We start from the raw sequence: 26815 nt of genomic DNA on the forward strand, positions 1-26815 counted from the left end.
AATTATCAAATGAAATTATATTATTTCATCTGACAACCATAAAGGGATTATTACATTGGTATTTAAGTCAATCGTGGGGGTTATTTAAGTAATTATTTTCATCCAGTAATTAAGCGAGCGTTGGTTTTTTTCGTAATCTTTGAACGAGTTGTTCGTCTGGTGTTGTATACAGGGTTTGCTGGCCTTCGTAGACGACAAACCCCGGTTTAGCACCATTTGGCTTTTTAATCTTTTTGACCTGAATGTAGTCAACTGGTACGGCAGCTGACAACCGCGCTTTAGAGAAATACGCCGCCAAGTTGCCCGCTTCTTGAATCGTTTCTGCAGATGGATCGGCACTGTCAATAATGACATGTGATCCTGGAATATGCTTGACATGTAACCAAATATCAGTTTTATGCGCTTTTTTCAAAGTTAACTGGTCATTTTGATAATTATTTTTACCAACAAAGATTCGTGTCCCATCGGTTGCATAAAAAACTTCAGGCTCACTAACCTTATAGCGCTTTTGCTTTTTAGCACCGTTTTTTTTAACTTTTAAATAACCTTCAGCCTGTAATTCAGCCTTGATATCTTCCAAGTCTTTAGGCGCCGCAATTTCAATTTGGGCCATAATTGTCTTAAAATAGGTGAGTTCCGCTTCTGTTTTCGCAAGTTGATCATTCACATAGGCAATCGAATTACGTAATTTTTGATATTTTGCGAAATATTTCTGCGCATTTTTTGAAGGACTAATCTGGTTTGACAAAGTAATTTTAAGGGGTTGATTATCGGCATAGAAATTAGGTAAGGTGACCTCAGTCATCCCACGTTCCACTTCGCGAAGATACGTCGTCAAAATTTCTCCCCGAATACGATAATCATCAGCACTATCGGCCGCTTTTAACGTCTTCTGAAGTTTCTTTAATTTCTTTTCATCTTTTTGAATCTCGTTACGAATAAAATGGATTAGTGCACCACCTTGTTGCCGCACACGGTCGCGCTGTGCCTTATGCAAATAGTACTGGTCTAACAGTTCACTTAATGTATCAAAATGGCTCAGTGTACCTGCTAGGCTCTGATAAACAAAGGCTGTGAACCATGATTTCTTGTCACTAATCGTCAGTGTCGGATTAACCTGATCAAATTGCTCAAAAAAATGGGTCACAATCGTTAAATAGTGATCATGATCGATTAACCGTGTTTGCAGTTCAATCGCACTTTCACGACTCATTCCCTGAAATTGTTGTTGCAACCATTTCACTTGCATCTCAGCAGATTCACTATAATAACTCAACCAATCAAGCGTCTTTAAATCACTCGTAAAGCCATCAATACCGGATGCTGCTGGTGGATTAACATAATCTGCGCCAGGCATCAAGAAACGATATCGATTTTGCGCGACACCGACATGGCGAATTAAATCTAAAATTTTATTAGTCTCTTGGTTAACTAAAATAACATTACTATGCCGTCCCATCAATTCAACGATTAAGCATAATTGTTGTAAATCACCTAGTTCATTACGTGATTTAAATGTAAATTTTAAAATACGATCACTTTCAACTTGTTCAATTTTTTCTAAAATTGCGCCATCTAAATATTTACGCAAAGACATGGCAAAGTTTGGTGGCGTCGCAGGGTTAGCGTATGGTACGTGGGTCACTTGAACCCGTGCATACGACGGGTGCGCTGATAGAAGCAGGGGGTAGGTTTTACGATTAGCCCGAATTGTCAAAATAACTTCATTGGGGTAGGGTTGTTGGATTTTTGTAATTTTACCGTCTGCTAATGTCGTATTTAGTTCGCTTACAACAGCATGGGTCATTAAACCATCAAAAGTCATTATTATTCACACTCTCTATAATTGAATTATCTTTCTCATTGTAACTGTTTTAGATATGAAGCTCAAAACATTTAACAGTTTACTCGCGTTACTCGCGCCAATTTGATGATTGTATTATACAATTAAACAGGGGGCTTTCGCATGTGGTCAACTCTAGCAACGTTTAATCAACTGAATTTAATGTTTTAGGAACAAAAGAAAAGTTGGGCCCACCAACTGAATTTAAAAGTAGCTCAGATCAATATTTTATTGGTTAGCGAGCCCCAACAACAAAGAATTTCACACGCAAAACTAATTACACTCACTAAACTAGATGCCTCAACTTTAAGCCGTCAGTTGAACACAATGGCCCAAGAAGGGCTACTAAAAAATGAAAGGGGCTGAGCAGCATCTTTATGTATTAAACGCGGCTGGCCAAACCGTTTTAAACACCTTACAATAATTACAAATCAATCTGGAAAATCGAATCCAGCAAAACTGGAGCGCTGAAGAACAGCAATTTTTAAAAATCTTATTAAATTACTACTACCAAAGCTTTCACCGATTATAAAAATAAGATGCCCTATACATTTTTAGGAAAAACGATATTTTTAGGGAATAAACTGATTATTTATGATATAGTTATTACCGAATAATAAAAAAGTAGGTGTCACCATGAAAATTGCTGTAGTCACTGATAGTACCGCATATCTCACGGAACAGCAAGTGAAAGACCATCATCTCTTTGTTGTCCCAATCCCGGTTATCCTTGATGGCCAGGTCTACGATGAGGGTGTTGATATAACCACTGAAGAGTTTTATCAAAAGTTAAAAACATCTGAAACATTTCCTAGCACTTCACAACCACCACTTGGTGAAATGCTAAAACTATACGAAAACCTTGGCAATGAAGGATACGATGCCGTCATCAGTATCCATCTTGCTAGCACGATTTCAGGGTTTGTTACCACGTTAAAAAATGCAGCTAGCACAATTGACAATATTCAAGTGGTGCCATACGACTCAGGAATTACCGTAATGTTAATGGGTTATCTCGCTATGGAGGCAGCTAAAATGGCTAAAAATCCGGAGATGACTGTGGCGCAAATTATTGCCCGGCTTGATAATTTACGGAATACCATTGATGAATGTTTTATCGTAAATGATTTACAGAACTTAGTGCGCGGCGGTCGGCTATCAAATGCGTCTGCTTTTATCGGTAGTATGCTTAAAATTAAACCGTTACTGACTTTCGATGCTGAGACTAATAAAATTACAGCTTTCGAGAAAGTTCGTTCATTGAAAAAAGCTTATGCGCGTGCTGAACAAATTTTCGCAGAAGCAGCCCAGCAAGTTGATTACCCATTGCGCGCGTTGATTATTCACGCTAACGATGAACCTGCTGCAGTTGCTTGGCGGGACAAACTCCAAGCTAATTATCCAGACTTACCAATTGATATTAGCTACTTTGGTCCAGTAATTGGGACCCATCTTGGTGAAAAAGCAATTGCGCTTGCTTGGATTAAAGATTTTGATAAAGTATAATTAAAAACCTGTCGAATTTCTCGACAGGTTTTTTTGAATTATCAGATGGAATCCGAGTCTTCTAAAGTGACTAATTTAGTCCCAATTAGTTTATAAATCACAGATTTAACGGCGACTTTTTGTACAATATGCAGCGGTTCTTCTTTTAAATTAAATTCATTAACCGTCAGTTGAGCATTAATATTAGCAATTTCGGTATTAAATAACGCGACAAACTGATCATAAGCACGGCTGGCTACCTCATTGGCTAATGCCTGTGAAATGCCTTGTTTAATAACTTCCAACGGGAATACAAGTTTCATAATACTAACAACAATCAATTCAGCCAAATGATCACGCCGGTAACGTTTCTTATCCGGTCGTTCAATGATCGCCATTTTGACATAGCTATTAATCATTGTTTTGGTAATTTTAACATCTAACAGGGGATTCAACCATTGATTTATCTCACTGATAACCTGATCCATGTAGAGTTCTAAATCTGGAAATTCTGACCATAATGGTAGCCGTAGCTGCTGAAACTCAGCTAACCATTCCTCAAATTCTCGTGATTGCATTCTCAATAACGCCACCAATCTGTTGATAATAATCTTATTATGCCATAAGAACGTCTATTTGTCACTTATATAGAATTCAATTCTATTATTTATTGACTTACAATCTACATTGACGTTATAATACTCAGCAAATAGAAAAAAGGAGCGAAGATGATGCAATTATCTACAAAACGCCACCAAAGCTTAATTTATGAAATTTGGAATGCCGTGACCCATGGGATTGGGTTCTTAGGTAGTTTAATACTAGTTATCATGCTGCTCACCAAAAGTAGCCAAAAAGCGTTATCCTCGGTCGCTGTCATTAGTTTAGCCGTCTATGGAGGGACATTACTACTGTTATATCTTGCTTCAACTTTATTTCATTGTTTAGCCTTTACTCCCGCTAAACGGGTCTTTCAAATCCTTGATCATAGCAACATTTTCTTACTGATTGCAGGGACCTATACACCATACTGCTTAATTTTCATTGGACACACCGCCGGGATTAGTCTATTAATTGCAATTTGGATCCTTGCAATTGCCGGAATTGTTACTCATATCCTGAGCCATGGCCGTTACCAAAAACTCGAGACAACGATTTATGTTGTTATGGGTTGGTTATGCTTATTCACCGGTAAAACACTCTATGTACGTTTAACACCACTTGGATTTTGGCTATTAGTCAGCGGGGGCGTCGTTTTTACTATCGGTGCATTAATTTACAGTTTTCCTAAGATTCCCGGTCTACATTTAATCTGGCATTTTTTGGTGATGCTCGGGACCACCTTAATGTTTTTTTCAATTTACCTAAACATTTAACTTAAAGGAGCGTTCAAGTTTATGGCGATTAAAATTATAACCGACTCATCTATTTCATTGACACCAACCGAAATAGCACAATACAAAATTCACATAGCACCTTTAATGATTCAACACGGTAGTCAATCCTTCATCGATGGCCAAACCATCACTCGATCAGAATTTTTAGAGCGTTTAGTAAGTGCCCGTGACGAATTTCCAACAACTAGCCAACCGACTGTTGGTAGTTTAGTCACACTTTATGACGAACTTGGTGCTGACGGCAGTACACTCCTGTCAATTCACTGTACAGGATTATTAAGTGGTACAGTGGAGGGAGCTCATATAGCAGCACAGCAATCAACCAGTGATGTCCATGTCCTTGATAGTAAGGCGATTGATCGTAGTTTAGCCTATCAAGTTACCGCAGCCGCAGCAGATGCCGCAGCTGGTCAACCACTAGACGTCATTTTAGCGCATTTGGCAGATATTCGACAACATTCGGAAACCTATATTTTTCTGGATTCGCTAGATGCACTACAACGAGGTGGCCGTATTAGCCGTCTTACTGGCTTATTAACGAAATTGATTAAACTAAAGGTTGTCGCTCGTCTCACCGATACACAATTAGAAATTATCGCTAAAGGTCGTGGCAACAAAACATTTGTTAAGGAAATCGAACAAATTAAAACCAATATTACTGACCAAAACATCATTGAGATTGATATTTCACATGTTGGCTTAGCACCAGATTCAATTAATAAAATTCAAAAGAGCTTTCAACAAGACCATCCGCGTGTCCCATCCAACATTGCTTTGCCTAGTCCAGTCATTATGAGTCATGTTGGTTTAAATGCGTTTGGTATTTTTTATCATACTAAATAACTAACTAAAAAACCGGTCGAATATCTTGATCGGTTTTTAATGGTCAATGGGTCCCATAATAGAGTAGAGCTATTTTTAAATAGATTCTAGTTTACATAATATATATTATACGAAGATATGCCATTTCGTATAATTTCGATAATCTAAGCCAAGCTGTCTTTTTAAGCACTTTTAACTTGGTCGCTTTAATGACGGTTACTTTAACTAACCAGTTACAATACTATATAACTGTACAATTTGCTAAGCAACGCTTCATTTCGGTCCACATTAACTAAATCCAAGTCAGACAATAATAAACTTGTAATACTTTTAAAGCCTGATTTTAAACGATTAAACTTAATGGATTTCCGATAAAACCAGGTTGAATACACATCACAACAGAATTAAACAGTCCATAAACACTGATACATCAATGGATATACAAACATTTATCCAATAATCAACCCTGTATTAGAAGCTAAATTGGCGCGGTTCACCGTGATAAGTGTTGTTAAAACCATAATTTTAACAACACTTATGGTATTTATTGTTTATCTTTGTTAAACTATTCAGAAAAGATTAATTAAAGGAGCCTTCATAAATGGATCAGCAACGATATTTAGAATTATGTGAAAAAAAACTTGTTAACTTACCCGGCTACATTCGCAAATTCTATATTAACCGCCAGGCAAACGCTTACTCTTCTGCAACACTCTATCAGTATTTACAAGAATATGATCGCTTTTTTACCTGGTTAGTTGATCAGCAAATTGTGCACGTCCCTACTATCGACCAAGTCCCTTTAGTCGCCCTTGAACAGATGAAACTCGAAGATATCGAACTTTACAAAATCTTTTTAATGAATAAACGTAAACAAAATAACCATAAACTCTCTTTTCAGGCCGTTAATCGCTCGATTAACGCATTAAATGCACTGTGGTACTTCTTAACGATTGAAGCTGAGCAGGCTAATGGTGAGCCCTTCTTTTATCGAAATGTGATGAAAAAAGTGAAGCTCTTAAAAGCCTCGGAAACGATGGCCACCCGCTCACGCCGGATCAGTCACCAATTGCTAACTGGAACAAAGAAACATGACTTCATCACCTTCATGCAAAATGACTACCCTAACTTACTTTCTAAGCGCCAATTATCATCGTATAAACAAAATCGCGAACGTGACATCGCAATTTGTGTTTTAGCACTAACAACTGGCGTTCGTTTGTCCGAACTCACGCAAGCAAATATCACCGATTTAAATCTCGATCAGCTTACAATTTCCGTTATTCGTAAAGGCGGTCAACAGGATACCGTCCCTATTGCCCCTTGGGGACGACCTTTTTTAACTGATTACTGTCAAATTCGAAAAAATCGTTATTTAAAATCAGACGATGAACAAGCACTCTTTGTCAGCCGTTACCGCGGAATTGCTAAACGCATGAGCAACTACGCGATTGAAAAATTAGTCGCTAAGTATTCTGAAGCTTTTGGCATACGATTGACACCTCATAAATTTCGGCATACATTAGCTACCGATTTAATGGCAGCCACCCATAGTGAAACAATTGTCGCCACCCAACTAGGACAAACAACGACACAGGCGACCCATCTATATACCCATGTAATAGCCGACGAACAGCGATCTGCGATGGACCAGCTTGAATAATACATATTTTATTAATTCAGCCCGGTTACACACAAATTTGTTTGCTTGACTTCTTAAAGATATTGGTTATAATGAAAGCGTTACTAAAATTAAATGTTAACCATCGCAAAGGGGAGCCATTGGCTGAGAGTGATTTTAATCAGACCCTTCGAACCTGTTTGTTAAGACAAGCGTAGGAATTGTGATGGAGTTGAAATAACAACTCCTTTTTTGTGTTGGTTGAACAAGAAAAGGGGTTATTTTTATGCAACATCAGCGATTATTGATTCAAATTGAAGGGGCGATCATTGCAGCGTTTGCCATGGCGCTTGAGTATATCCCGCACACAGTAGGTCCTTCAGCAATCGAGGTTTCTTTTGGTATTATTCCGCTCGTAATTTACAGTTTACGCCGCGGCGCATTTCCTGGGATGGTTTCCGGTCTCATCTGGGGTATATTAGACTTAATTCTCCGTGGATTAGGAAATGGGAGTGTTCTAAACGTCTGGCAAGGACTGTTGGAGTTTACTATTGCCTTTATGGTTGTTGGTTTAGCCGGTATTTTACAACATCACTTACAAACTAGTATTCAACATCACACACGGGTTAAAACTATTATTTTACTCTGGATCGCAGGTTTGATTGGCACCTTTACGAAATATTTCTGTCACTTTCTAGCCGGCGCCGTTTATTGGGGTTCATACGCTCCCAAGGGCATGAATGCATGGCTTTATTCCCTTGCTGTCAATGGTGGTAGCTTTCTCACTAGTTTTATACTTACTGGCGCAGTACTATGTATTGGTTTAGCCATGGTTCCCAAATTATACTTACCAAAAGACATGGCTTTAAATATTCAACCTGAAAAATAGCAAAAAAGCGCCGTAATCACACTCTGATGAAGTATGATTGCGGCGCTTTTTTGTTATTTAATGGTCCGCGCGTGCGCGGAGTGCATAAAGAATCGAAATTGTATCTACAACTTCCTGAAATAATGCCCCAACTAACGCTGGCATAATCCCAGTACTAGCAATTAACATTAGGCCAATACAAATCGCAATACCAATTAAAACAGCCTGTTGGGCTATTCGCATCGTATCACGGGCAATTAAAACCGCCCGACTAACTCGGTCTAAATCATCTTTTAAGATAACCACATCTGCCGATTCACTGGCCGCAGTTGCACCATGTGCTCCCATTGCGATTCCAACGTCAGCACTGGCAAGTGACGGCGCATCATTGACCCCATCTCCGACCATTATAACTGGCCGCTGTGCTAATGGTATTTTTTCAATTAAATAAATCTTGTCGACTGGTAAACACCCCGCATGCACCTCATCAATCCCAACTTGCTTAGCAATCTGAGCTGCAGTTGTAGCCTGGTCGCCTGTGAGCATCATTAGGTTTGTAATTCCAAGCTGATGGAGCTTTTCCATGGTTGTAGGTGCTTCTGACCGTAAATGATCCATAAAGGTAATCTGTCCAGCATATCGCCCATCAATCGATACATAAACGGCAGTTTGCTCTTGAATAATTTGGTTAGTTTGCGTAGTTACAAATTGGTACTGACCAACACGAACCGTTTGTCCAGATGTCAAAGTTGCAATCACACCAGCACCAGTAACTTCTTTAAGCGTTTCAATTGATTGTAAGGCTTCTACTTCACTAGCCTTAACAAGCGATCTAGCCAAAATGTGTGATGATTGTTGTTCAGCACTGGCTGCCAGTTGTAACAACCAGGTTGGTTCAATCCCTGACACTGGTAGCACTTGATCAACTGATAATTGCCCATTGGTAATTGTGCCGGTTTTATCAAACGCCACCGATTTTGCTAACGCAAGTTTTTCAATGGTCGTTCCCGTCTTCACAATTATCCCATTTCGACTGGCACGACTCATTCCTGAAATTAGAGCAATTGGCGCTGCTAGGATCAGTGGACACGGTGAAGCAACTACAAGTACTTCAGCAAACCGGACTGGGTCTTTAGAACACCACCATGCAATCCCAGCAATTAGATACGCTACTAATGTAAATGGAACAGCATATCGATCAGCCAATCGTACAAAATGTGCCGGTTGTGCCGTGGAAGTCTCTACTAATCGTACAATTGCTTGATACTGGCTATCAACAGCGCGTTGATCGACCTGCATTGTAATCGAGTTATCCCCATTAACCGAACCTGACATGAGCTCATCATGCACTGTCTTTGCAACAGGACGTGCCTCGCCAGTTAATGATGACTCATCAAATAAAGCACAACCGGCAATAATATGTCCATCAACTGGCACAAGTTCGCCAGGGTTAACAACCACCCGATCACCTACCAGTAGCGCATCAACTGCGACATCTTCAACTGTTTTATTAACCAGACGGTGTGCTGTTTGTGGTGAGTTATTAAGTAAGGATTTTAATTCCCGGCTAGCTTTATGCGTTGCATAGTCTTCCAATGAATCACCACCGGTTAACATCACGAGGACCATTATGGCTGCCCAATATTCACCAACTGCTAACGTTGCAATGATGGCGGTAATTGCCAACAGATCAACCCCATATTGACCTGATTTTAGCGTTTTAACCATCTCGATAAACATTGATAGTGCTACTAAACTTCCCACAATACTGACTAAGATCTGTGCCCACAGTGGCTTTTGCATTAGAAATGCTAAGCACAGCGCAGCAATCCCAACGCTGATAGTTAATATGAATTTAATGATATGCTTCTTCATTATCACTGAGCCTCCTCCTGATGAATTCCTTCCAAGTATAACACGTCTATCTCTAGATTAGAATGATTATCATTTGTGAAAGTAAAAAAAAGAGCCCCTAAGGACTCTAGCATGAGGCTTCATTAAAACGCTGCTGTTAATTGTGGTACCACTTGTTTTTTACGTGAAACAACGCCACTCAATTGTGCACGATGTTGATTTAATTTAACATTGAAAGCTTTTTCAAAGGCTTCAACTGGTTCGCCAATGACCAGTGCTTCTGAGTTACTATTGAGGATATCTGTCACTAATAAGACAAATAGGTCGTAACCATTAGCTTGATTATCAGCTTTAATCGCAGTTTCAAAGGCCGCTTGACGTTCAAAGACAGCTTCAATATCAACTGTATTAACTTGATCGATACGTACTTTTTTGCCAGCCATATCGAATGTTTTAGCATCAGCTTCGATTAATTCGGCTTCGCTCTTATCATCCAAATTAGTACCAGCCTTTAACATTTCAAGCCCATATGATTCGAAATCGATATCAGCAATTTCAGCTAATGTCTTAATGGCAATCCGATCTTTTTCAGTCGTTGTCGGTGATTTCATCAACAATGTATCTGAAATGATGGCACTCATCATTAACCCCGCTAATTGAGCAGGAATTTCAATTTTGTTTTCGTTAAATATTGATAACAAAATTGTGCTAGTACAACCGACTGGTTCAGCACGATAGAATAATGGACTAACTGTTTCAAAATTAGCAATCCGGTGATGATCAACCACATGGGTGACCGTTAAATCTTTGATATCAGCAACACTTTGCTGGCTTTCGTTATGGTCGACTAACATAACACTGTCAACTTCACTACCCGCTTTTTTGATAATCCGCGGTGTCGTTGCCGCAAAATGACGCAATGCAAAGCTCGTTTCTTCATTTGGTTCGCCTAGTGCAACAGCCTCAACGTCATTACCTAGTTGTCGTTGAAGATAAGCAAACGCCATTGCCGCAACAATTGCGTCTGTATCTGGATTTTGGTGACCGAATACTAATTCTTTACTCATAGTTATACAGACCTTCCCTTTTAGAATTAACAGCCTAATTATACCAGAAATACTAGATAATTTTCCGGTTTTGTTCTCTAATCCGCGTTAAATAATCTTTTTCTTCTAAGTAATGATCAAATTCTCGGAAAAAGCTATCAATTCGTGGAATGTTTTCTTTTTCATTACGAAAAACAAACGCTAGTTCAAATTGAATCGCTGGATCAAATTGAACTGCATTGCCCTTGAGACCCAAATTATGGGCTTCATAGAAGCTTTTTGGTAATGCAGTATTCAATCCCGTTGCTTCGGCAAAGCGAATAATTTCAAACGGTGATGTAAATTGCGCTGCACTTACTGGGTGGTCAACTAACTGATTCTTGTACGCCTCGTTAATGAATTGGTTCAAATAATATTCATCTGGATAAGTAACCCACTTATTATCTAAGGTATCTTTAAAGCGAATTTTTTTACGCGTCTTTAAAGCAGGATCTTGACTGATGAAAAGGAGTCGTTCATCCGCAATTTTACGTGACTTATACGGTTTCCAATTTTTGATGCTATCATCCGGCAGATACATGATGGCGATATCTATTTTGTTATTTTCAAGGCGATCCCAAATTTCTTTACGCGTCAATAAATGCATGCTGACTTCGATATCTGGAAATTGCTTATAGTATTGAATTAAGAAAGATTGAATAACACTGATTTCCATTGATGCCAAGATACCAATGTTAATCTTCCCACGTGTAGCACTAGTTGAACTTTGAATCTCATCTGTAGCTGTATTTAATAAGTCATAAATCTGATGTGTGGCTTCCAACATCGTACGACCAGCATCAGAAATATGTAATTTCTTACCGACTGAGTAAAATAAAGGTGCCCCAACTGTGCGTTCTAATTTTTTAATTTGTTGAGTTAAGGCAGGCTGCGTAATACCAAGCAATTGGGCTGCTTGGGTATAATTCATTGTTTCTGCTAACTGCAGGAAATAGGTCAATGTCTTAGAGGAGAAGATATTTTCTTGTCTGGTTTTCATTTTCAAATCTCCATTCTTTAGTTTAGACCTATCATTATAATAATAAAGATATAAAAAAAGAGCAACCCTTTCGCTACTCTTTCTTATTAAAGACTTAAAATTTTCTTATGTTAGCGTTACTTTTAGGATAGTCTGCTGTATGCAATAGCCGTTCTGCATTCACAATACGATCATGTGTTGGCGGTTCAATGCCTGCCAATGGATATTTGATGCCCATTTTTTCGTATTTAACAATTCCCATCGTATGATATGGTAGCACTTCAACACGATCCACATTGTCTAAGGTCTGGACATAGTCGCCCAAACGGGTTAAATAAGTATCATAATCAGTCCGTTCCGGAATCAAAACATGTCGAATCCACATATGATGACCATGATTTGACATATATTCAATCATTTCTAAGATGTGTTCATTCGAAAACCCAGTCAACCGTTTATGCTCGCCAGAATCAATGTGTTTAATATCAACCATCGATAAATCGGTATATTTCATCAATTTCTTAAACTTACTAAAGAAAGGTTCTTTATACGTAAAAGGTTGCCCACAAGTATCCAAACAAGTATTTATCCCTTGAGCCTGACATTTCTTAAATAAATCAATCAAAAAATCAATTTGAATTAAAGACTCGCCACCACTACAAGTAATACCGCCATCCTTTCCCCAAAAAGCTTTGTACGGAAGCGCCTTGGCAATTAATTCGTCTGCAGTATAAGCTTCACCGCTGCCGATATTCCACGTATCTGGATTATGACAAAATTCACAACGCATGCGGCAGCCTTGTAAAAAGGCCACAAATCGAATACCAGGGCCATCGACTGACCCAAACGTTTCAAATGAATGGACGTAACCAACTGGTGTTGTAGCTGTTTCAGAGGACTTAGATACAATATTTTCAGTCGATAAACGGGTTGTAAATTTAATTGTCATTTCACTTTCACCTCTTAGTTTAAGAAAATCAATACTTTCTGGTAAAACCTTTAAATTAGATTAACGGTCTTACCAAAAAGCAGATATCACTATCTACTTTCATTAGTTATTTACATTTCATCAAAAAACGTTCTTGCAATAACGTCATCTTGCTGTTCCTTGGTTAAATCAGAAAAGTACACACAATACCCCGAAACTCGAACTGTTAACGTTGGATATTCTTCTGGATGTTGCTGTGCGTCCATCAAAGTTTGCTTATTAAAGACATTGATATTCAAATGCATCCCCTGATTGATCATGTAACCATCTACCATATTAACCAAAGCATCTTTGCGTGCTTCATCATCGTGCCCCAATGTGTTGGGGGTTACGCCGAAAGTATTTGAAATTCCATCTGTCGCATAACGGTAAGGAATTTTAGCCGTCGACAATAATGAAGCTAATGCGCCATTTTTTTCTGCCCCGTATGCTGGGTTAGCACCTGGTGAGAATGGTTCGCCAGCTTGACGACCATTTGGTGTTGTCCCAGTATTCTTACCATACACAACATTTGATGTGATTGTTAAAACAGATGTTGATAATTTTGAGCCACGATATAAATGATGCGTATTCATCTTCGTGTAAAAAGTCTTTACTAACCATTTAGCAATATCATCAGCACGGTCATCATTATTCCCATAACGCGGATAATCAGGATTTTGCGCTTCAAAATCAACTGCCATGCCATCTTCATCGCGGATAACTTTAACTTGGCCGTATTTAATTGCTGAGATTGAATCAACCGCATGTGATAACCCGGAAATTCCTGTTGCAAAGGTCCGGTCTAGGCGACTATTCTTCAATGCTAATTGTGCTGATTCATAGTAATACTTGTCATGCATGTAGTGGATGGTATTCAAAGCATTGACATAAACATCAGCCAACCAATCTAACATCTTATCATATTTGCTCATAAACTCTTGATAATCAATAATTTCGCTAGTAACTGGTTGATAAGCTGGACCGACTTGAGCTTTGCCTAATTCATCGATCCCGCCGTTAATTGCGTAAAGGATGGTCTTAGCCAAGTTAGCACGCGCACCGAAATATTGAACGCCGTCTGCAATTGGTTGTGCCGAAACACAGCATGCAATCCCATAATAGTCACTACCCCATTCATTACGCATTAAGTCATCGTTTTCGTATTGAATCGTTGAACTCTTAATTGAAACTTCTGTTGCATAGCGCTTGAAGCCTTCTGGTAAGCGATCTGACCAAAGTAAGGTGATATTAGGTTCTGGAGCAGCACCCATATTTTCCAATGTCTTCAAGACACGGAAGGCGGTCTTAGTTACATGATGACGACCATCCATACCAATCCCACACATTGATAACGTTGCCCAGATTGGATCACCTGAGAATAATGAATTATAATCTTCTGTCCGAATGAAACGAACCATCCGTAACTTCATGACAAAATGGTCAACCATTTCTTGCGCTTCAGCTTCTGTAATTAAGCCCCGCTCTAAATCACGTTGGATAAAGATATCCATCGTTGTATCAATCCGGCCAACTGACATTGCAGCCCCGTTTTGTGTCTTGATAGCGGCTAAGTAACCGAAGTAAATCCATTGAATTGCTTCTTGGGCATTCTTAGCAGGTCTTGAAATATCAAAGCCATAGCTAGCAGCCATTTTCTTCATATCTTGTAAAGCACGATATTGTTCATTGATTTCTTCACGAAGACGAATTACATCGTCTGTCATTTCACCGTCGCCAACACCGTTAAAGTCACGGACTTTTTCTTCGGCTAACCGATCAATCCCGTAGACTGCAATCCGTGGTAAGTCAGGAATAATCCGACCACGTGCATAGGCATCTGGAAGACCTGTAATAATTTTGTAATGGCGTGCTTTACGCATGTCTGGTGTATAGGCATCAAAAACACCTTGATTATGTGTCTTGCGGTATTCGTTAAAAATCTTGTGTTGTTCTGGATCAGTCTTAAAGCCGTATGCTTCCAAGGCATCTTCGGCCATCCGAATCCCACCAAATGGCATAAACGCTCGTTTAAGCGGTGCATCTGTTTGCAATCCGACAATCTTTTCAAGATCCTTGTTTAAGTAACCCGGGCCATGTGATGTAACTGTCGCAGGGTTATCATTATCTGCTGCTAAAACACCACCAGCTTCACGTTCTTGTTTTTTCAAGTCCATTAACTGATCGTTTAATATGGTTGTTGCTTCAGTTGGCCCAGCTAAGAAACTTTCATCTCCATCATAGGCTGTAAAGTTTTTTTGAATGAAATCCCGAATATCGATTTCCGCTTGCCAATCGCCCTTGTTAAAACCGTCCCAATAGTCCGCCAAATTAATCTTCTCGGTTTTTGCCATCTGGATTACCTCCGTTAGTTATATGTTGTATCACACTTTTCAAAATTAGTATAACACATCACAAGATTAATGCAAACCCTTTCTTTTTGATTATTTATAAACCTTTAATGCTTAAAGAAGTTTGTTATATCAGCTTTTACGTTGTTTAGTAAATTAATATTTACAGTCACTTAGATTGTGCAAAACTTATCTTTCTGTTATATAACAATTATAGAAAAATTCATATTTATATATAACAGAAAAGACAAGTTACCGCTAGGATAACTTGTCTTTTCTGTTAACTTATTGATTTTCATGAACCGTTGACTGAATAAATTGGGGTTGCCCAACTTCATCGATATCCATCACAAAACTACCATTAGAATAACGATCCCCTGTCGCATGTTGGTAAGGATTTAATGTAATTACTTGCTGCTGGTTAGTATGAATTAACAATAACATCTTTTGTTTAACACCAACCATTGCGACAACCCGATGTGGTTCTTTCTTCAATTCACGTAGAATCAATACCCCACGACGTGCTCGGCTAGTGATTCCTACCTCGCTTAATAGCATTCGTTTAAAGGCACCACGTTGTGTCATAATTGCCACCGCGGCATGCTTATCTTGCGAGTCATAAAGTATAAAGTTTGTAACATGATCCCCCTCTTTTAGATCCATTAGTTTTACACCACTGGCCTTGGCCCCTGATATAGAGACTTCAGATAACGCAAAACTCAATCCATAGCCTTTATAACTGGCACTAAAGACTACTAAACCATCATCACTTGGAACCCAGTTCACATTTGTCACATGGGCTTTAGCATGTAGTTTGATAAAATCTTGGGCTTTCGAACGATATGTCCGACTGGGCAAGAGATCTGTAAAAGCCGTTTGCTTAATATAGCCATCATCAGTGCCAATCACAAAATAACCCGCCTGATCGCCTGGCGTGAATGCAAATGCTGCAATAATTGCTTCGTCAGCCGCTAAGCCAATCGATTGTGAGATATGTTCACCCATTTCCTTCCACTTCAAATCAGCAATTTCATGGACGGGTCGTTGAATTAAATGCCCATAGTTAGTAAACATCATTAGTTGATCAAGGGTTTGTAGTGGTTTTTGTAAAATTGCAAAATCACCATCTTTTAAACCAGCATCAGTCTCATCAGAAGCTTGATAGGATCGTAAGCTACTCCGCTTCAAATAACCATCATGGCTAACTGCTACCATCACTGTTTCATCAATAACAGTCACGCTCGTATCAATTTCAAGTGTTTCAATTTGAGCTTCAATTATTGTCTTTCGATCATTACGATACGTTTTGATCATTGCCTTCAATTGTGCCTTGATAACCCGTGCGAGTGCTTTAGGATCGTCTAGGATGGCACGATATTTTTTAATTGCAGCATCAAGTTCAGCAGATTCTTGTTCTAAAGCAGTTACATCAGTATTCGTTAAACGATACAGCTGTAAGGAAACGATTGCTTCAGCCTGCGCTTCTGTAAAGGCATAACTTGCCACTAAGTTATCTTTAGCATTCTTTTTATTCTTGCTACCACGTATTGTGGTAATAACTTGATCCAAGATTGATAACGCCTTGATAAGCCCCGCAACAATATGTTGACGATCCAGTGCTTTTTGTAAAGTATATTTAGTTCGTCGAATAACGACTTCTTCTTGATGTTCTAAGTAGGCATGCAGAATTTCTAGCAAACCAACCTGTTTCGGCTGCATATGTGAAATAGCCACCATATTAAAGTTATAGGTGATCTGGAGATCAGTATTTTTGAAAAGGTAATTCAAAATACCCTGGCTATCTGCTTGCTTTTTGAGTTCGACAACCACTGATAGTCCTGTCCGATCACTTTCATCACGGACCTCAGCAATTCCATCGACTTTCTTTAAAACGCGTAATTCATCAATCTTCTTAACCATCATGGCCTTATTAACTTCATACGGAATTTCACTAATCACAATTTGTTCGCGGTTTCCACGTAATTGCTCAATACTAGTCTTAGCTCGGACAACTACGCGTCCACGACCAGTTTCATAGGCTTTTTTTATTCCGTCAACCCCTTGTAAAATCCCTCCTGTTGGAAAATCAGGGCCCTTAATCAGGGTCATCATCTGATCTAAGGTAGCATCTGGATGATCGAGTAAGTAAATCAACCCATCCGTAACTTCACCTAAGTTGTGCGGTGGGATTTCGGTTGCATATCCAGCCGAAATCCCAGTGGCACCATTCACCAATAAATTGGGGAATCTGGCTGGTAAAACGGTTGGTTCCTCGGCGGTATCATCAAAATTTAAAACAAAATCAACCGTCTTTTTATCGATATCCATTAACATTTCACTAGCAATCTTACTTAACCGTGCTTCAGTATACCGCATAGCTGCGGGTGGATCACCATCCATTGAGCCATTGTTCCCGTGCATTTCAATCAATGGTTCCCGTAATTTCCAGTCTTGACTTAACCGCACCATCGCTTCATAAATCGAACTATCCCCATGCGGATGGAAATTACCCATGACATTACCGACAGATTTCGCTGATTTTCGGAACCCCTTGTCATAGGTATTGCCATCAATCGACATTGCATATAAAATGCGGCGTTGAACAGGCTTTAATCCATCACGAATATCTGGTAATGCTCGTTCTTGAATGATATATTTTGAATAACGGCCGAAACGGTCACCCATGACTTCTTCCAGCGTTAGCTCTTGAATTTTTTGTGCTTCATCAGCCAAATTTAATCACTCACTTTTCTATTTGTCTAATCGTTAAAATATAGCTACTTCAGCGTCTGAAGTCATTCATGCGGCGTTGAACCATTCGTCGTATCTAAGATACTGCCGTCTTCATCCATCGTGAACTTAACATTTTCTTCAATCCACTTTCGACGTGGTTCAACCTTATCACCCATCAACGTGGTCACACGACGTTCAGCTAAGGCTGCATCATCAATCCGGACCCGAATTAATGTCCGACTAATGGGATCCATTGTTGTGTCCCAAAGTTGATCGGCATTCATTTCACCTAACCCTTTAAACCGTTGTTGGCTGTAGCCTTTCCCCATCTCGTTGGCAACCACTTTTAGCTCATCATCGGTCCAAGCATAAGCAATCTTAGTTTTTGCCCCGGCCCCTTTTTGTAATTTATACAATGGTGGCAAGGCAATATAAACCTTACCCGCTTCAATCAGCGGTCGCATATAACGATAAAAGAAGGTCAACAACAAGATCTGAATATGGGCCCCATCGGTATCCGCGTCAGTCATGATAATCACCTTATCGTAATTACTGTCTTCAAGCTTGAATTCAGCCCCGACACCAGCGCCAATCGTATAAATCATCGTGTTGATTTCTTCATTTTTTAAAATTTCTTGTAATTTGGCTTTTTGCGTATTTAAGACTTTCCCTCGCAATGGCAAAATCGCTTGGAACTTCCGATCGCGGCCTTGTTTAGCAGAGCCCCCAGCAGAGTCCCCTTCGACCAAGTATAATTCATTTTTAGCCGCATTTTTAGATTGCGCTGGGGTTAACTTACCTGATAATAAACCATCAGCTTTTTTCTTTTTCTTGCCATTTCGACTTTGTTCCCGTGCTTTACGAGCAGCTTCTCTTGCTTCTCTTGCCTTTAATGATTTACGCACTAATGCCTGAGCAAACTCCCCATTTTCCAGTAAAAAAAAGCTCATTTGCTCGTAAATCAAACTATCAACAGCTGTCCTAGCTTGTGGTGAACCTAATTTCCCTTTGGTCTGACCTTCAAATTGCAATAGTTCTTCCGGAATCCGCACCGACAAGATGGCGCTTAACCCTTCCCGTACGTCAGAACCTTCCATATTTTTATCACGTTCTTTAAGCAGATTAACCTTACGTGCATAATCATTAAAAGCCTTAGTTAGTCCGGCTTTCATCCCAGCTTCATGGGTGCCACCATCACCGGTACGGACATTATTCACAAACGACATAATGTTTTCTGAATAACCATCGTTATATTGACCTGCAAATTCGACCTCGATATCTTCTTTGGTCCCTTCAAAATACAATTTATTCCCAATCGTATCCTTATCTTCGTTTAAATAATCAACAAACGATTGAATCCCTTCTGGGTAATGAAAGATATCTTCATGCGCCGGATCTGTACGTAAATCCGTTAACGTAATCTTGACATCTTTAAGTAAAAAAGCTGATTCCCGCAAACGTTCTGCCAACGTATTATAGTTATAAATTGTAGTTTGGAAAATCGTACTGTCTGGTTTAAATGTAATTAAAGTCCCATTTGACTCTTTTACCTTACCAACTTTTTTAAGGGTTCCAACTGGATGTCCCCCATTTTCAAAACGTTCTTCATAGGCCACTCCATCCCGCACAACACGGACCGTTAACCATTCAGATAAAGCATTAACAACACTCGCACCAACCCCATGCAAACCACCGGAGGTTTTATAGCTGTTTTGGGTAAATTTCCCCCCGGCATGGAGGACAGTTAGGATCACTTCGATGGTTGGAATCCCAGATTGGTGCATACCAGTTGGCATCCCCCGCCCATGATCCCGGACACTAATACTATTATCCGCGCCAATCACGACGTTAATTTCGGAACCAAAACCAGCTAAAGCTTCATCGACAGCGTTGTCAACAATTTCATACACCAAATGGTGCAATCCACGACCATCAGTTGAGCCAATGTACATACCTGGCCGTTTTCGAACGGCCTCTAGACCTTCTAAGACCTGAATTGAATTATCGTTGTAATCTTGTTTTTGCTTTGGCATTCAAGTATGACTCCTTCGTTTAAAAATGAACAGATAAGTTATATTATCAACAAGTTTAGTTAATTTTACAATCAAAAATTGAAAATTTATGATATATACAAATGTATGTTCGCTGCAACTTATTCTAACATACAATATTCCCTTTCCCTTGTCAAAATGCTAAAATAGGGAAAACAAATGCCACAACTAGGAGTTTTTTATCATGAAACTATGTCTTATCTTTGTTCTTGCGTACTTGATTGGCTCGTTTCCATCAGGTGTTATTATCGGTCGCGTCTTCTGTCATAAAGACCCACGCGATGCAGGGAGTCATAACATTGGTACAACGAACTCGTACCGTGTTCTCGGACCAGTCGCTGGCACAGCTGTCTTGTTCCTTGATATTTTAAAAGGAACTTTGGCAGCAAGTCTCCCCATGCTTTTCCACATTCCCAATCACGCCTTCGTATTAATCGTTGGGCTGGCAGCTGTCGTTGGCCATGCCTATTCGATTTTTCTCCACTTCACGGGTGGCAAGGCAGTCGCAACCAGTGCTGGAATCTTGCTTGCCTATAATCCACTTTTTTTCTTGATTGCCAGTACGATTTTTGTTAGTGTCATTTTGATTACTAGCATGGTTAGCATGGCTAGTATTCTTGGTCCGTTGATGATTGCCATCCTTTCATTTTACACGCAGGACTGGTTGCTAGGAACCATCGCAACCGTTGTGTTACTTTTTTTAATCTATCGCCATCGTGAAAACCTAATTCGGATTAAAAATGGCACTGAAAACCTAGTCTCATTTGGCCTATATTATCACTACCGGCAAAAACATAACTTATAAAACGCCGCATAAGCGGTGCTTTTTTGTGTATTTATTAATCCTATATCATTGATTTTTAAGCGTATTTATCATGCTAACACGATTGAAAAAATAACCTCTAAAAGGCTATACTAGTAGTTAGTACAAATTCACGACCGTAATCAACTTACGGCTATTATTGAAAAGAGATGTTGACAATGTTAAATAGTTTTCCTCAAGTCATGACAATTGCTGGTTCCGATTCAGACGGTAGTGCCGGTGCTCAAGCCGATTTAAACACTTTTTTTGCCCGTGAGGTATACGGGATGAGTGTTTTAACCGCTTGTGTCGCAGGTAATTCATTTGGCATTCATGCCAGTCAAGCATTGACGCCTGACTTCATCGATGCTGAATTTGAAGCGATTGCGGCTGACTTTAAAGTTCGAGCGTGCAAAACAGGCATGTTAACCAATCGTGAAACCATTCTGACAGTCGCCAATCAATTAAAAAAACACGACTTCGGGCCTTTGGTTTTAGATCCGGTTATTATTACCAAACATGGTGCATTATTACTTGCAGATGATGCTTTTAACACGCTTAAATCGACATTAATCCCAATGGCTACGATTCTTACTCCCAATTTCTATGAAGCCCAAAAACTAACAGGGATTGAGCTCAATGGACCAGCCGATTTTCAAGCTGCCGGTAAGGCTTTGCTAAACATGGGTGCCAAAAATGTCATGATTAAAGGCCATCATACGACAAACCAAGAATTTGTAACCGACTACGTTTGTCTTGCTGATGGCCAAGAACTTTGGTTATCAGAGCCCTATATCGAAACAACACATGTTAACGGTACTGGAGACTCACTATCAGCTTGTATCTGTGCCGAAATCGCTAAGGGCCAATCAATTGAATCAGCGATTAGAACTGCTAAGCAATTTGTCCACCAAGCAATTGCTAATCCAATCAATGTTGGGCATAAATATGGTCCGATTAATCACCACGCCTACAAATAAAAGCCTCACAAGCGGTCACCAACAGCCGCTTATGAGGCTTTTTTATTTTAATGTTCTGCTTCTTCAATATCTGTATTAATTTGGTTTAAATCAAAATCACTCGCTAAAAAGGCTTGATTGTCACTCGGAAAATGTTGTTCAAACGTCGTAAAAGGCTGAACAATAAGCTGTGCACTCGCGATTGTGTAGTCCAGGATATGGCCTCCAAAATCATGTGATTCGTTTAAAAAATGGACATGATAACCAGCAACAGCTGCGCCTTGGTAGAGTGCTGGTGCATAGTAACCAATCAAAGTTCCTTTGACGTTTGTTTGCTCAAACTCTGGCTGAACACGCGTTGCGGTCGTTAAATTGGGATAGGGTTCCGTTTGGGCTTGCACGGCCCGGGTATGCATTACTTTGAACTTTCCGGTTATTTTAATTGCAAAAAAAAGATTTTTTAACGGCGCTTGTGCTAAAATCCGGCGCTCTAGGTCCGCTTTGGTCAGCTGCTGAACTACTTCTGGTGATAAGTTCGAATCCTGCCAATGAACAGTTGCAAACGGCACCAGCGTATCGGGAGTCAGTTCACTCACTTGCCCATCACCATTCACAGTATAGGCATGCCCTTCTAATAAAACTAACTCACCAGCTAATCCGTGGGCTGTTCCAATTCCAAAATTACCGTGAGTTAATAATTCCGCAACGGTCATAGTTCCTGTAAACAAGCCTGGAATCAATAATGCTAAAGTTCCATGTTGATAAACACGCTGAATATCATATGTCATTTTATTTGCTCCTTAGCCTAAACAAGTTGATCAGGTAGTAACGCTTGACCCAATAATTGGTTATCCTTATAATCAACTGGTACATCTACAACAACCGGTCCGTTAATTGCAAAAGCCCGGTCTAAAACAGCTCCTAAATCAGCAGCTTTTTCAACTCGTAACCCAGTTGCTCCGAAGCTTTCCGCATATTGTACGAAATCAACAGGACCAAATTTAACGGCCGCTGATTCACCATATTTCATTTCTTCTTGAAATTTAACCATGTCATAATAGCCGTCGTTCCAAATGATATGAACAATATTTAAATTTAACCGAACAGCGGTTTCAAGTTCTTGTCCAGAGAATAGGAACCCCCCATCACCAGATACGGAAACAATCTGCGTATTTGGTCGTACTAATGCTGCACTGATAGCCCAAGGTAAAGCAACCCCTAAAGTTTGCATCCCATTGCTAAAAAGTAAATGCCGTGGTTCGTAACTCCTAAAGTGACGCGCCATCCAGATATAATGACTACCGACATCGACTGTCACAGTCATTGCATCTGTCACACGTGCTTGTAATTCTGAAATGATGTTTAGTGGGTGACTAAGTGGATTATCCGTGGTCATGACCGGCGCTGCATCGCGTTGGTTAAGCTCAGCATGCAGTTTAGCTAAATAACCACGGACATCACGCGTTAATTGATACCCTTTCATATACGGTAGTAAAAAATCAAGTGTTTGGGCGATATCACCGACTAACTCTTTTTCAGGTTGGAAATTATGATCGATTTCTGCACGCATATCATCAATCACTACAATGTGTGCATCACTTTCAGCATTCCAGTTGCGGGGTTCATATTCAATTGGATCATACCCCACCGCAATCACCAGATCACTACGTTTCAATATTTGGTCGCCAGGTTGATTTCGAAAAAGACCAACGCGGCCATAAAAATTAGTTTCTAAATCACGTGAAATAACACCGGCGGCTTGAAATGTCTCCACAACTGGAATATTCGTTTCAGCCACTAAATTACGAATAGCAGTCGTTACTTCTGGTGAAGAGGCCCGCATTCCCACTAAAAGTACCGGTAATTTTGCGGCTTTAATCCGTTGAGCCAGTAATGTCGTTTCCACAGGACTCGCCGGGCCTAATTTAGGTGCACCCAATGGTTTAATCACTTTAGAGTGTACCTCAGCATCCGTGACGTCCTGCGGCACACTGACAAAACTTGCGCCTTGCTTAGCTGATTCAGCCTCCTGATAGGCATTAGCAATTACTTCTGACAAGTTTTCTGGTTCTTGCACTTCTGCACTAAATTTGGTAATGGGTGCAAATAGTGCAGCATTACGCATACTCTGGTGGGTTAACCGCAACAAATCCGCACGCTTAACCTGCCCGGCAATTGCTAAGACTGGATCACCTTCGGCGGTGGCCGTTACGACCCCCGTTGCTAGATTGCTAGCACCAGGCCCTGAAGTCGCAACTACCACGCCCGGCTTACCAGTAATTCGACCAACACCGGCAGCCATAAATGCTGCATTTTGCTCGTGTCGCGTTAAAATTAATTTCGGGGTCTTAGGATTTACCGGATGTTCAAGTCGCTCAAAAACCCGGTCAATCTTCGCACCTGGAATTCCGAATACATACTCAACGTCATGGTTAACCAAACTATCAATAATAACATCTGCACCATAATACCTATTTTCTTCCGTCATGACTCACCCTACCTAACCTATCATTTTATAACCTACATCTTAGCATGAAATAAATAGGAAAACTAGCAACAACATTTACACGATACATTAGGCTTACCATCAAATTTAATGGCCCAAGTAATTTGCAACCACTAAAATACCCGCACTCACCTGTTTCAGTAAGTACGGGTATCTATAAATCATTAACGAATCGTAATTTCATAACTTGCGTTAAAATTTTCCCCTGCAGCTAGTTCGTTGACGCCAAATTTTTCTGTGAGTTCACCACTAGCATCGATCGTATCGGCAATCCCCCACCAAGGTTCAAGACAAACCAGATTACCTTGAACTGGATATGGCGACCAGACCCCGATAAACGGCGCACCAGCCAGTTTCATAGTGACCGCATGATCCGTTTTTTCAGAGCGAATACTAAATTCATTAGCTTGCCCTTTTAATTCGTAAATTAATGCATCATTTTTGAACAAATTATGATTGATGTCCGTTGCAACATCGGTAGGGGCCAATGTTCGCTCATTCAAATTGATGAATGCACCTTGTAATGGAATTTTAACCCGTGATTTTTGTGGGCGGTAATCTAAGAAGTAATCTTCAAATTGCGTATCATCAGTTAATGGTACCTTGAATCCTGGATGCCCACCAATCGAGAAATACATCGGCCCACTTGCTGCGACATTTCGGACGTCATAGTCAACCGTCAAATGCATATCATGGACACGATAGCGCACGCGTAATTCAAATTCAAATGGGTAGATTTTCCGACTTGCATCATCCGCTTTCAATAAGAAAGTGACGGCGTGATCCGATTGTTCTGCCACAATAAATTCACGATCACGGGCAAAACCGTGTTGACCCATTGGATAAGTTTGCCCATTATACGTATATTGGTCGTCTTTTGAGCGGCCCACGAATGGGAATAAAACGGGTGCATGGCGGCCCCAAACTTCTAGGTCTGCTTGCCAAAGATATTCAAGGCCAGTAACAGCACTCTGGATACTTTGTAATTCAGCGCCTTTTGGACTGAGGGTTACCGTTAGAAAGTCGTTTGCAATTTGGATCATCTTAAAATACCACCTTTTAAAAATTATAAAATAAAGCGGGTTAAATCTTTATCAGCCGCAATTTCACCAATCTTATCATTGACATATTGCTCCGTAATCGTAATATCGCCCATCTGCATATCGGGCCCTTCAAAAAGAATGTCTTCTAATAATTTCTCTAAGATAGTTGCCAAACGCCGGGCGCCAATATTATCAGTATCATGATTAACTTGATAAGCAATCGCTGCAATCTTACCGATGGCTTCCATTGTAAAAGTAACATGTACTCCATCAGCACCAATCAAGGCCATATACTGTTTAACTAGCGCATTATTAGGTTCCGTCAGGATCCGTACAAAATCTTCTTCAGTTAAATCTTCTAATTCAACGCGAATTGGGAAACGCCCTTGTAATTCAGCAATTAAATCGCTTGGTTTAGATTCTGCAAAGGCGCCTGAACCGATAAATAAGATATGATCGGTTTTTAACATACCATATTTGGTATTAACCTGGGAGCCTTCAACGATTGGTAAAATATCGCGTTGAACCCCTTCACGAGAAACTTCACCGGCTTGTTTTTTCCCACCAGCAACAATTTTATCAATTTCATCGATAAAAATAATCCCGGTATTTTCAGCGCGTTGTAACGCATCATGGTAAATATCAGCGTGATTAACTAATTTGGCTGACTCTTCTTGAATGAAGACTTCACGAGCTTCTTTAACCGTAACGGTCCGCGTAATTTTCTTTTTTGGCATGAGTGACCCTAAAGTATCGTTTAAATCAATCCCCATTTGACCCATCATGTCGTTCATTGGAGCAGCTTTTTTCGGTTCATCAACTTGAATTTCGATTTCCCGGTCATCCAACAAGCCCTTGTCCAACTGTTCCTTGACGGATAACCGTTCGTTACGAATATCATCCGTCACTTCTTCTGGTTCAGCTTGCCCGAACCCAGCAGGTGTTTCCCCTTTTTGAAGGGCATTAAACATGTTCATTAAATCATTCATGTTGTTATTGTTCTTACGTTGTTCCTTTTTGATACCTGGCACTAATAATTTAACCAGACGCTTATCTGCTTGACGGGCAGCCTTAGTACGGACGTTTTTAAACTGTTCGGTTTCTTCCATGTGAACAGCCACATCGGCTAAATCACGGACCATTGATTCAACGTCGCGGCCAACATAACCAACTTCGGTAAATTTCGTGGCTTCAACCTTGATAAATGGGGCATCGACAACTTTCGCTAACCGCCGAGCAATTTCTGTTTTTCCGACCCCCGTTGGTCCGATCATTAATAGATTTTTAGGCGTGATTTCTTGTTGCATTTTGGTACTAAGTTGCATCCGCCGATAACGGTTATATAATGCGACCGCCACGGCCTTTTTAGCTTGATCTTGTCCGATTACAAACTGATCAAGTTCAGCAACGATTGTTTTAGGTGTTTTATTCATTAAATCCATTGTGAGC

20 protein-coding genes and 1 riboswitch are annotated in these 26815 nt (G+C 40.0%); of the genes, 7 read left to right on the top strand and 13 right to left on the bottom strand.

The window, feature by feature from the left end:
• Positions 1-109 precede the first annotated feature (109 nt).
• Entirely contained in the window at positions 110-1825 is a 1716-nt protein-coding gene (locus FC90_RS06530) for an NFACT RNA binding domain-containing protein (protein WP_057908473.1), read from the bottom strand.
• Positions 1826-2479: 654 nt separating this feature from the next.
• Here FC90_RS06530 and FC90_RS06535 point away from each other — a divergent pair.
• The gene (locus FC90_RS06535; protein ID WP_057908474.1) at positions 2480-3349 is read left to right on the top strand and encodes a DegV family protein; all 870 of its coding nucleotides are present in this window, start codon (positions 2480-2482) and stop codon (positions 3347-3349) included.
• Positions 3350-3390: 41 nt separating this feature from the next.
• Here FC90_RS06535 and FC90_RS06540 read toward each other — a convergent pair whose 3' ends face one another.
• Positions 3391-3906 (bottom strand): DUF1836 domain-containing protein, encoded by a 516-nt coding sequence (locus FC90_RS06540; RefSeq protein WP_057908475.1) that lies wholly within the window; start codon positions 3904-3906, stop codon positions 3391-3393.
• A gap of 153 nt (positions 3907-4059) precedes the next feature.
• Between FC90_RS06540 and trhA the strand changes: the two genes are divergently transcribed.
• The 4 genes from trhA to thiT all read left to right on the top strand — a co-directional run bounded on the left by trhA (position 4060) and on the right by thiT (position 8057).
• Positions 4060-4704, top strand: a complete 645-nt coding sequence (trhA, locus tag FC90_RS06545; RefSeq protein ID WP_057908476.1) for a PAQR family membrane homeostasis protein TrhA — start codon at positions 4060-4062, stop codon at positions 4702-4704.
• A gap of 21 nt (positions 4705-4725) precedes the next feature.
• The gene (locus FC90_RS06550; RefSeq protein WP_057908477.1) at positions 4726-5568 is read left to right on the top strand and encodes a DegV family protein; all 843 of its coding nucleotides are present in this window, start codon (positions 4726-4728) and stop codon (positions 5566-5568) included.
• 580 nt (positions 5569-6148) lie between these two features.
• On the top strand, positions 6149-7210 hold the full coding sequence (gene xerS, locus FC90_RS06555; RefSeq protein WP_057908478.1) for a tyrosine recombinase XerS: 1062 nt from the start codon (positions 6149-6151) through the stop codon (positions 7208-7210).
• A gap of 99 nt (positions 7211-7309) precedes the next feature.
• Positions 7310-7406: riboswitch (TPP riboswitch) on the top strand.
• Between the two features lie 48 nt (positions 7407-7454).
• Positions 7455-8057 carry an energy-coupled thiamine transporter ThiT gene (thiT, locus tag FC90_RS06560; RefSeq protein ID WP_057908479.1) on the top strand — a complete coding sequence of 201 codons (603 nt, stop codon included), beginning with the start codon at positions 7455-7457 and terminating at the stop codon, positions 8055-8057.
• A 57-nt stretch (positions 8058-8114) separates the two neighbouring features.
• Here thiT and FC90_RS06565 read toward each other — a convergent pair whose 3' ends face one another.
• From FC90_RS06565 to parE, 7 genes are all read right to left on the bottom strand, one after another.
• On the bottom strand, positions 8115-9911 hold the full coding sequence (locus tag FC90_RS06565; protein WP_057908480.1) for a heavy metal translocating P-type ATPase: 1797 nt from the start codon (positions 9909-9911) through the stop codon (positions 8115-8117).
• 122 nt (positions 9912-10033) lie between these two features.
• Entirely contained in the window at positions 10034-10957 is a 924-nt protein-coding gene (locus tag FC90_RS06570; RefSeq protein WP_057908481.1) for a manganese-dependent inorganic pyrophosphatase, read from the bottom strand.
• Positions 10958-11009: 52 nt separating this feature from the next.
• On the bottom strand, positions 11010-11975 hold the full coding sequence (locus FC90_RS06575) for a LysR family transcriptional regulator (RefSeq protein WP_057908482.1): 966 nt from the start codon (positions 11973-11975) through the stop codon (positions 11010-11012).
• A gap of 94 nt (positions 11976-12069) precedes the next feature.
• Positions 12070-12903, bottom strand: a complete 834-nt coding sequence (gene pflA, locus FC90_RS06580; protein ID WP_151886745.1) for a pyruvate formate-lyase-activating protein — start codon at positions 12901-12903, stop codon at positions 12070-12072.
• A 110-nt stretch (positions 12904-13013) separates the two neighbouring features.
• Positions 13014-15275: a formate C-acetyltransferase gene (gene pflB, locus FC90_RS06585; protein ID WP_057908483.1), complete on the bottom strand. Its 2262-nt coding sequence runs from the start codon at positions 15273-15275 to the stop codon at positions 13014-13016.
• A gap of 282 nt (positions 15276-15557) precedes the next feature.
• Positions 15558-18005: a DNA topoisomerase IV subunit A gene (parC, locus tag FC90_RS06590; RefSeq protein ID WP_083482024.1), complete on the bottom strand. Its 2448-nt coding sequence runs from the start codon at positions 18003-18005 to the stop codon at positions 15558-15560.
• Between the two features lie 62 nt (positions 18006-18067).
• Positions 18068-20038: a DNA topoisomerase IV subunit B gene (parE, locus tag FC90_RS06595; RefSeq protein ID WP_057908484.1), complete on the bottom strand. Its 1971-nt coding sequence runs from the start codon at positions 20036-20038 to the stop codon at positions 18068-18070.
• A 202-nt stretch (positions 20039-20240) separates the two neighbouring features.
• Here parE and plsY point away from each other — a divergent pair, with 202 nt between their 5' ends.
• Positions 20241-20861, top strand: a complete 621-nt coding sequence (gene plsY / locus FC90_RS06600) for a glycerol-3-phosphate 1-O-acyltransferase PlsY (RefSeq protein WP_057908485.1) — start codon at positions 20241-20243, stop codon at positions 20859-20861.
• A gap of 176 nt (positions 20862-21037) precedes the next feature.
• Complete coding sequence (gene thiD / locus FC90_RS06605; RefSeq protein ID WP_057908486.1) at positions 21038-21838, top strand: bifunctional hydroxymethylpyrimidine kinase/phosphomethylpyrimidine kinase; 801 nt, start codon at positions 21038-21040, stop codon at positions 21836-21838.
• Between the two features lie 47 nt (positions 21839-21885).
• Here the strand turns inward: thiD and budA are convergent, their stop codons facing one another.
• The 4 genes from budA to hslU form a co-directional block, all read right to left on the bottom strand.
• Positions 21886-22605, bottom strand: a complete 720-nt coding sequence (gene budA, locus FC90_RS06610) for an acetolactate decarboxylase (protein WP_057908487.1) — start codon at positions 22603-22605, stop codon at positions 21886-21888.
• A 17-nt stretch (positions 22606-22622) separates the two neighbouring features.
• Entirely contained in the window at positions 22623-24305 is a 1683-nt protein-coding gene (gene alsS / locus FC90_RS06615; protein ID WP_057908488.1) for an acetolactate synthase AlsS, read from the bottom strand.
• Positions 24306-24487: 182 nt separating this feature from the next.
• Positions 24488-25366, bottom strand: a complete 879-nt coding sequence (locus FC90_RS06620) for an aldose 1-epimerase family protein (protein ID WP_057908489.1) — start codon at positions 25364-25366, stop codon at positions 24488-24490.
• Positions 25367-25389: 23 nt separating this feature from the next.
• The gene (gene hslU / locus FC90_RS06625; RefSeq protein WP_057908490.1) at positions 25390-26808 is read right to left on the bottom strand and encodes an ATP-dependent protease ATPase subunit HslU; all 1419 of its coding nucleotides are present in this window, start codon (positions 26806-26808) and stop codon (positions 25390-25392) included.
• Positions 26809-26815: the final 7 nt, after the last annotated feature.

This window comes from Latilactobacillus graminis DSM 20719, assembly GCF_001436415.1.
GTDB lineage: Bacteria > Bacillota > Bacilli > Lactobacillales > Lactobacillaceae > Latilactobacillus > Latilactobacillus graminis.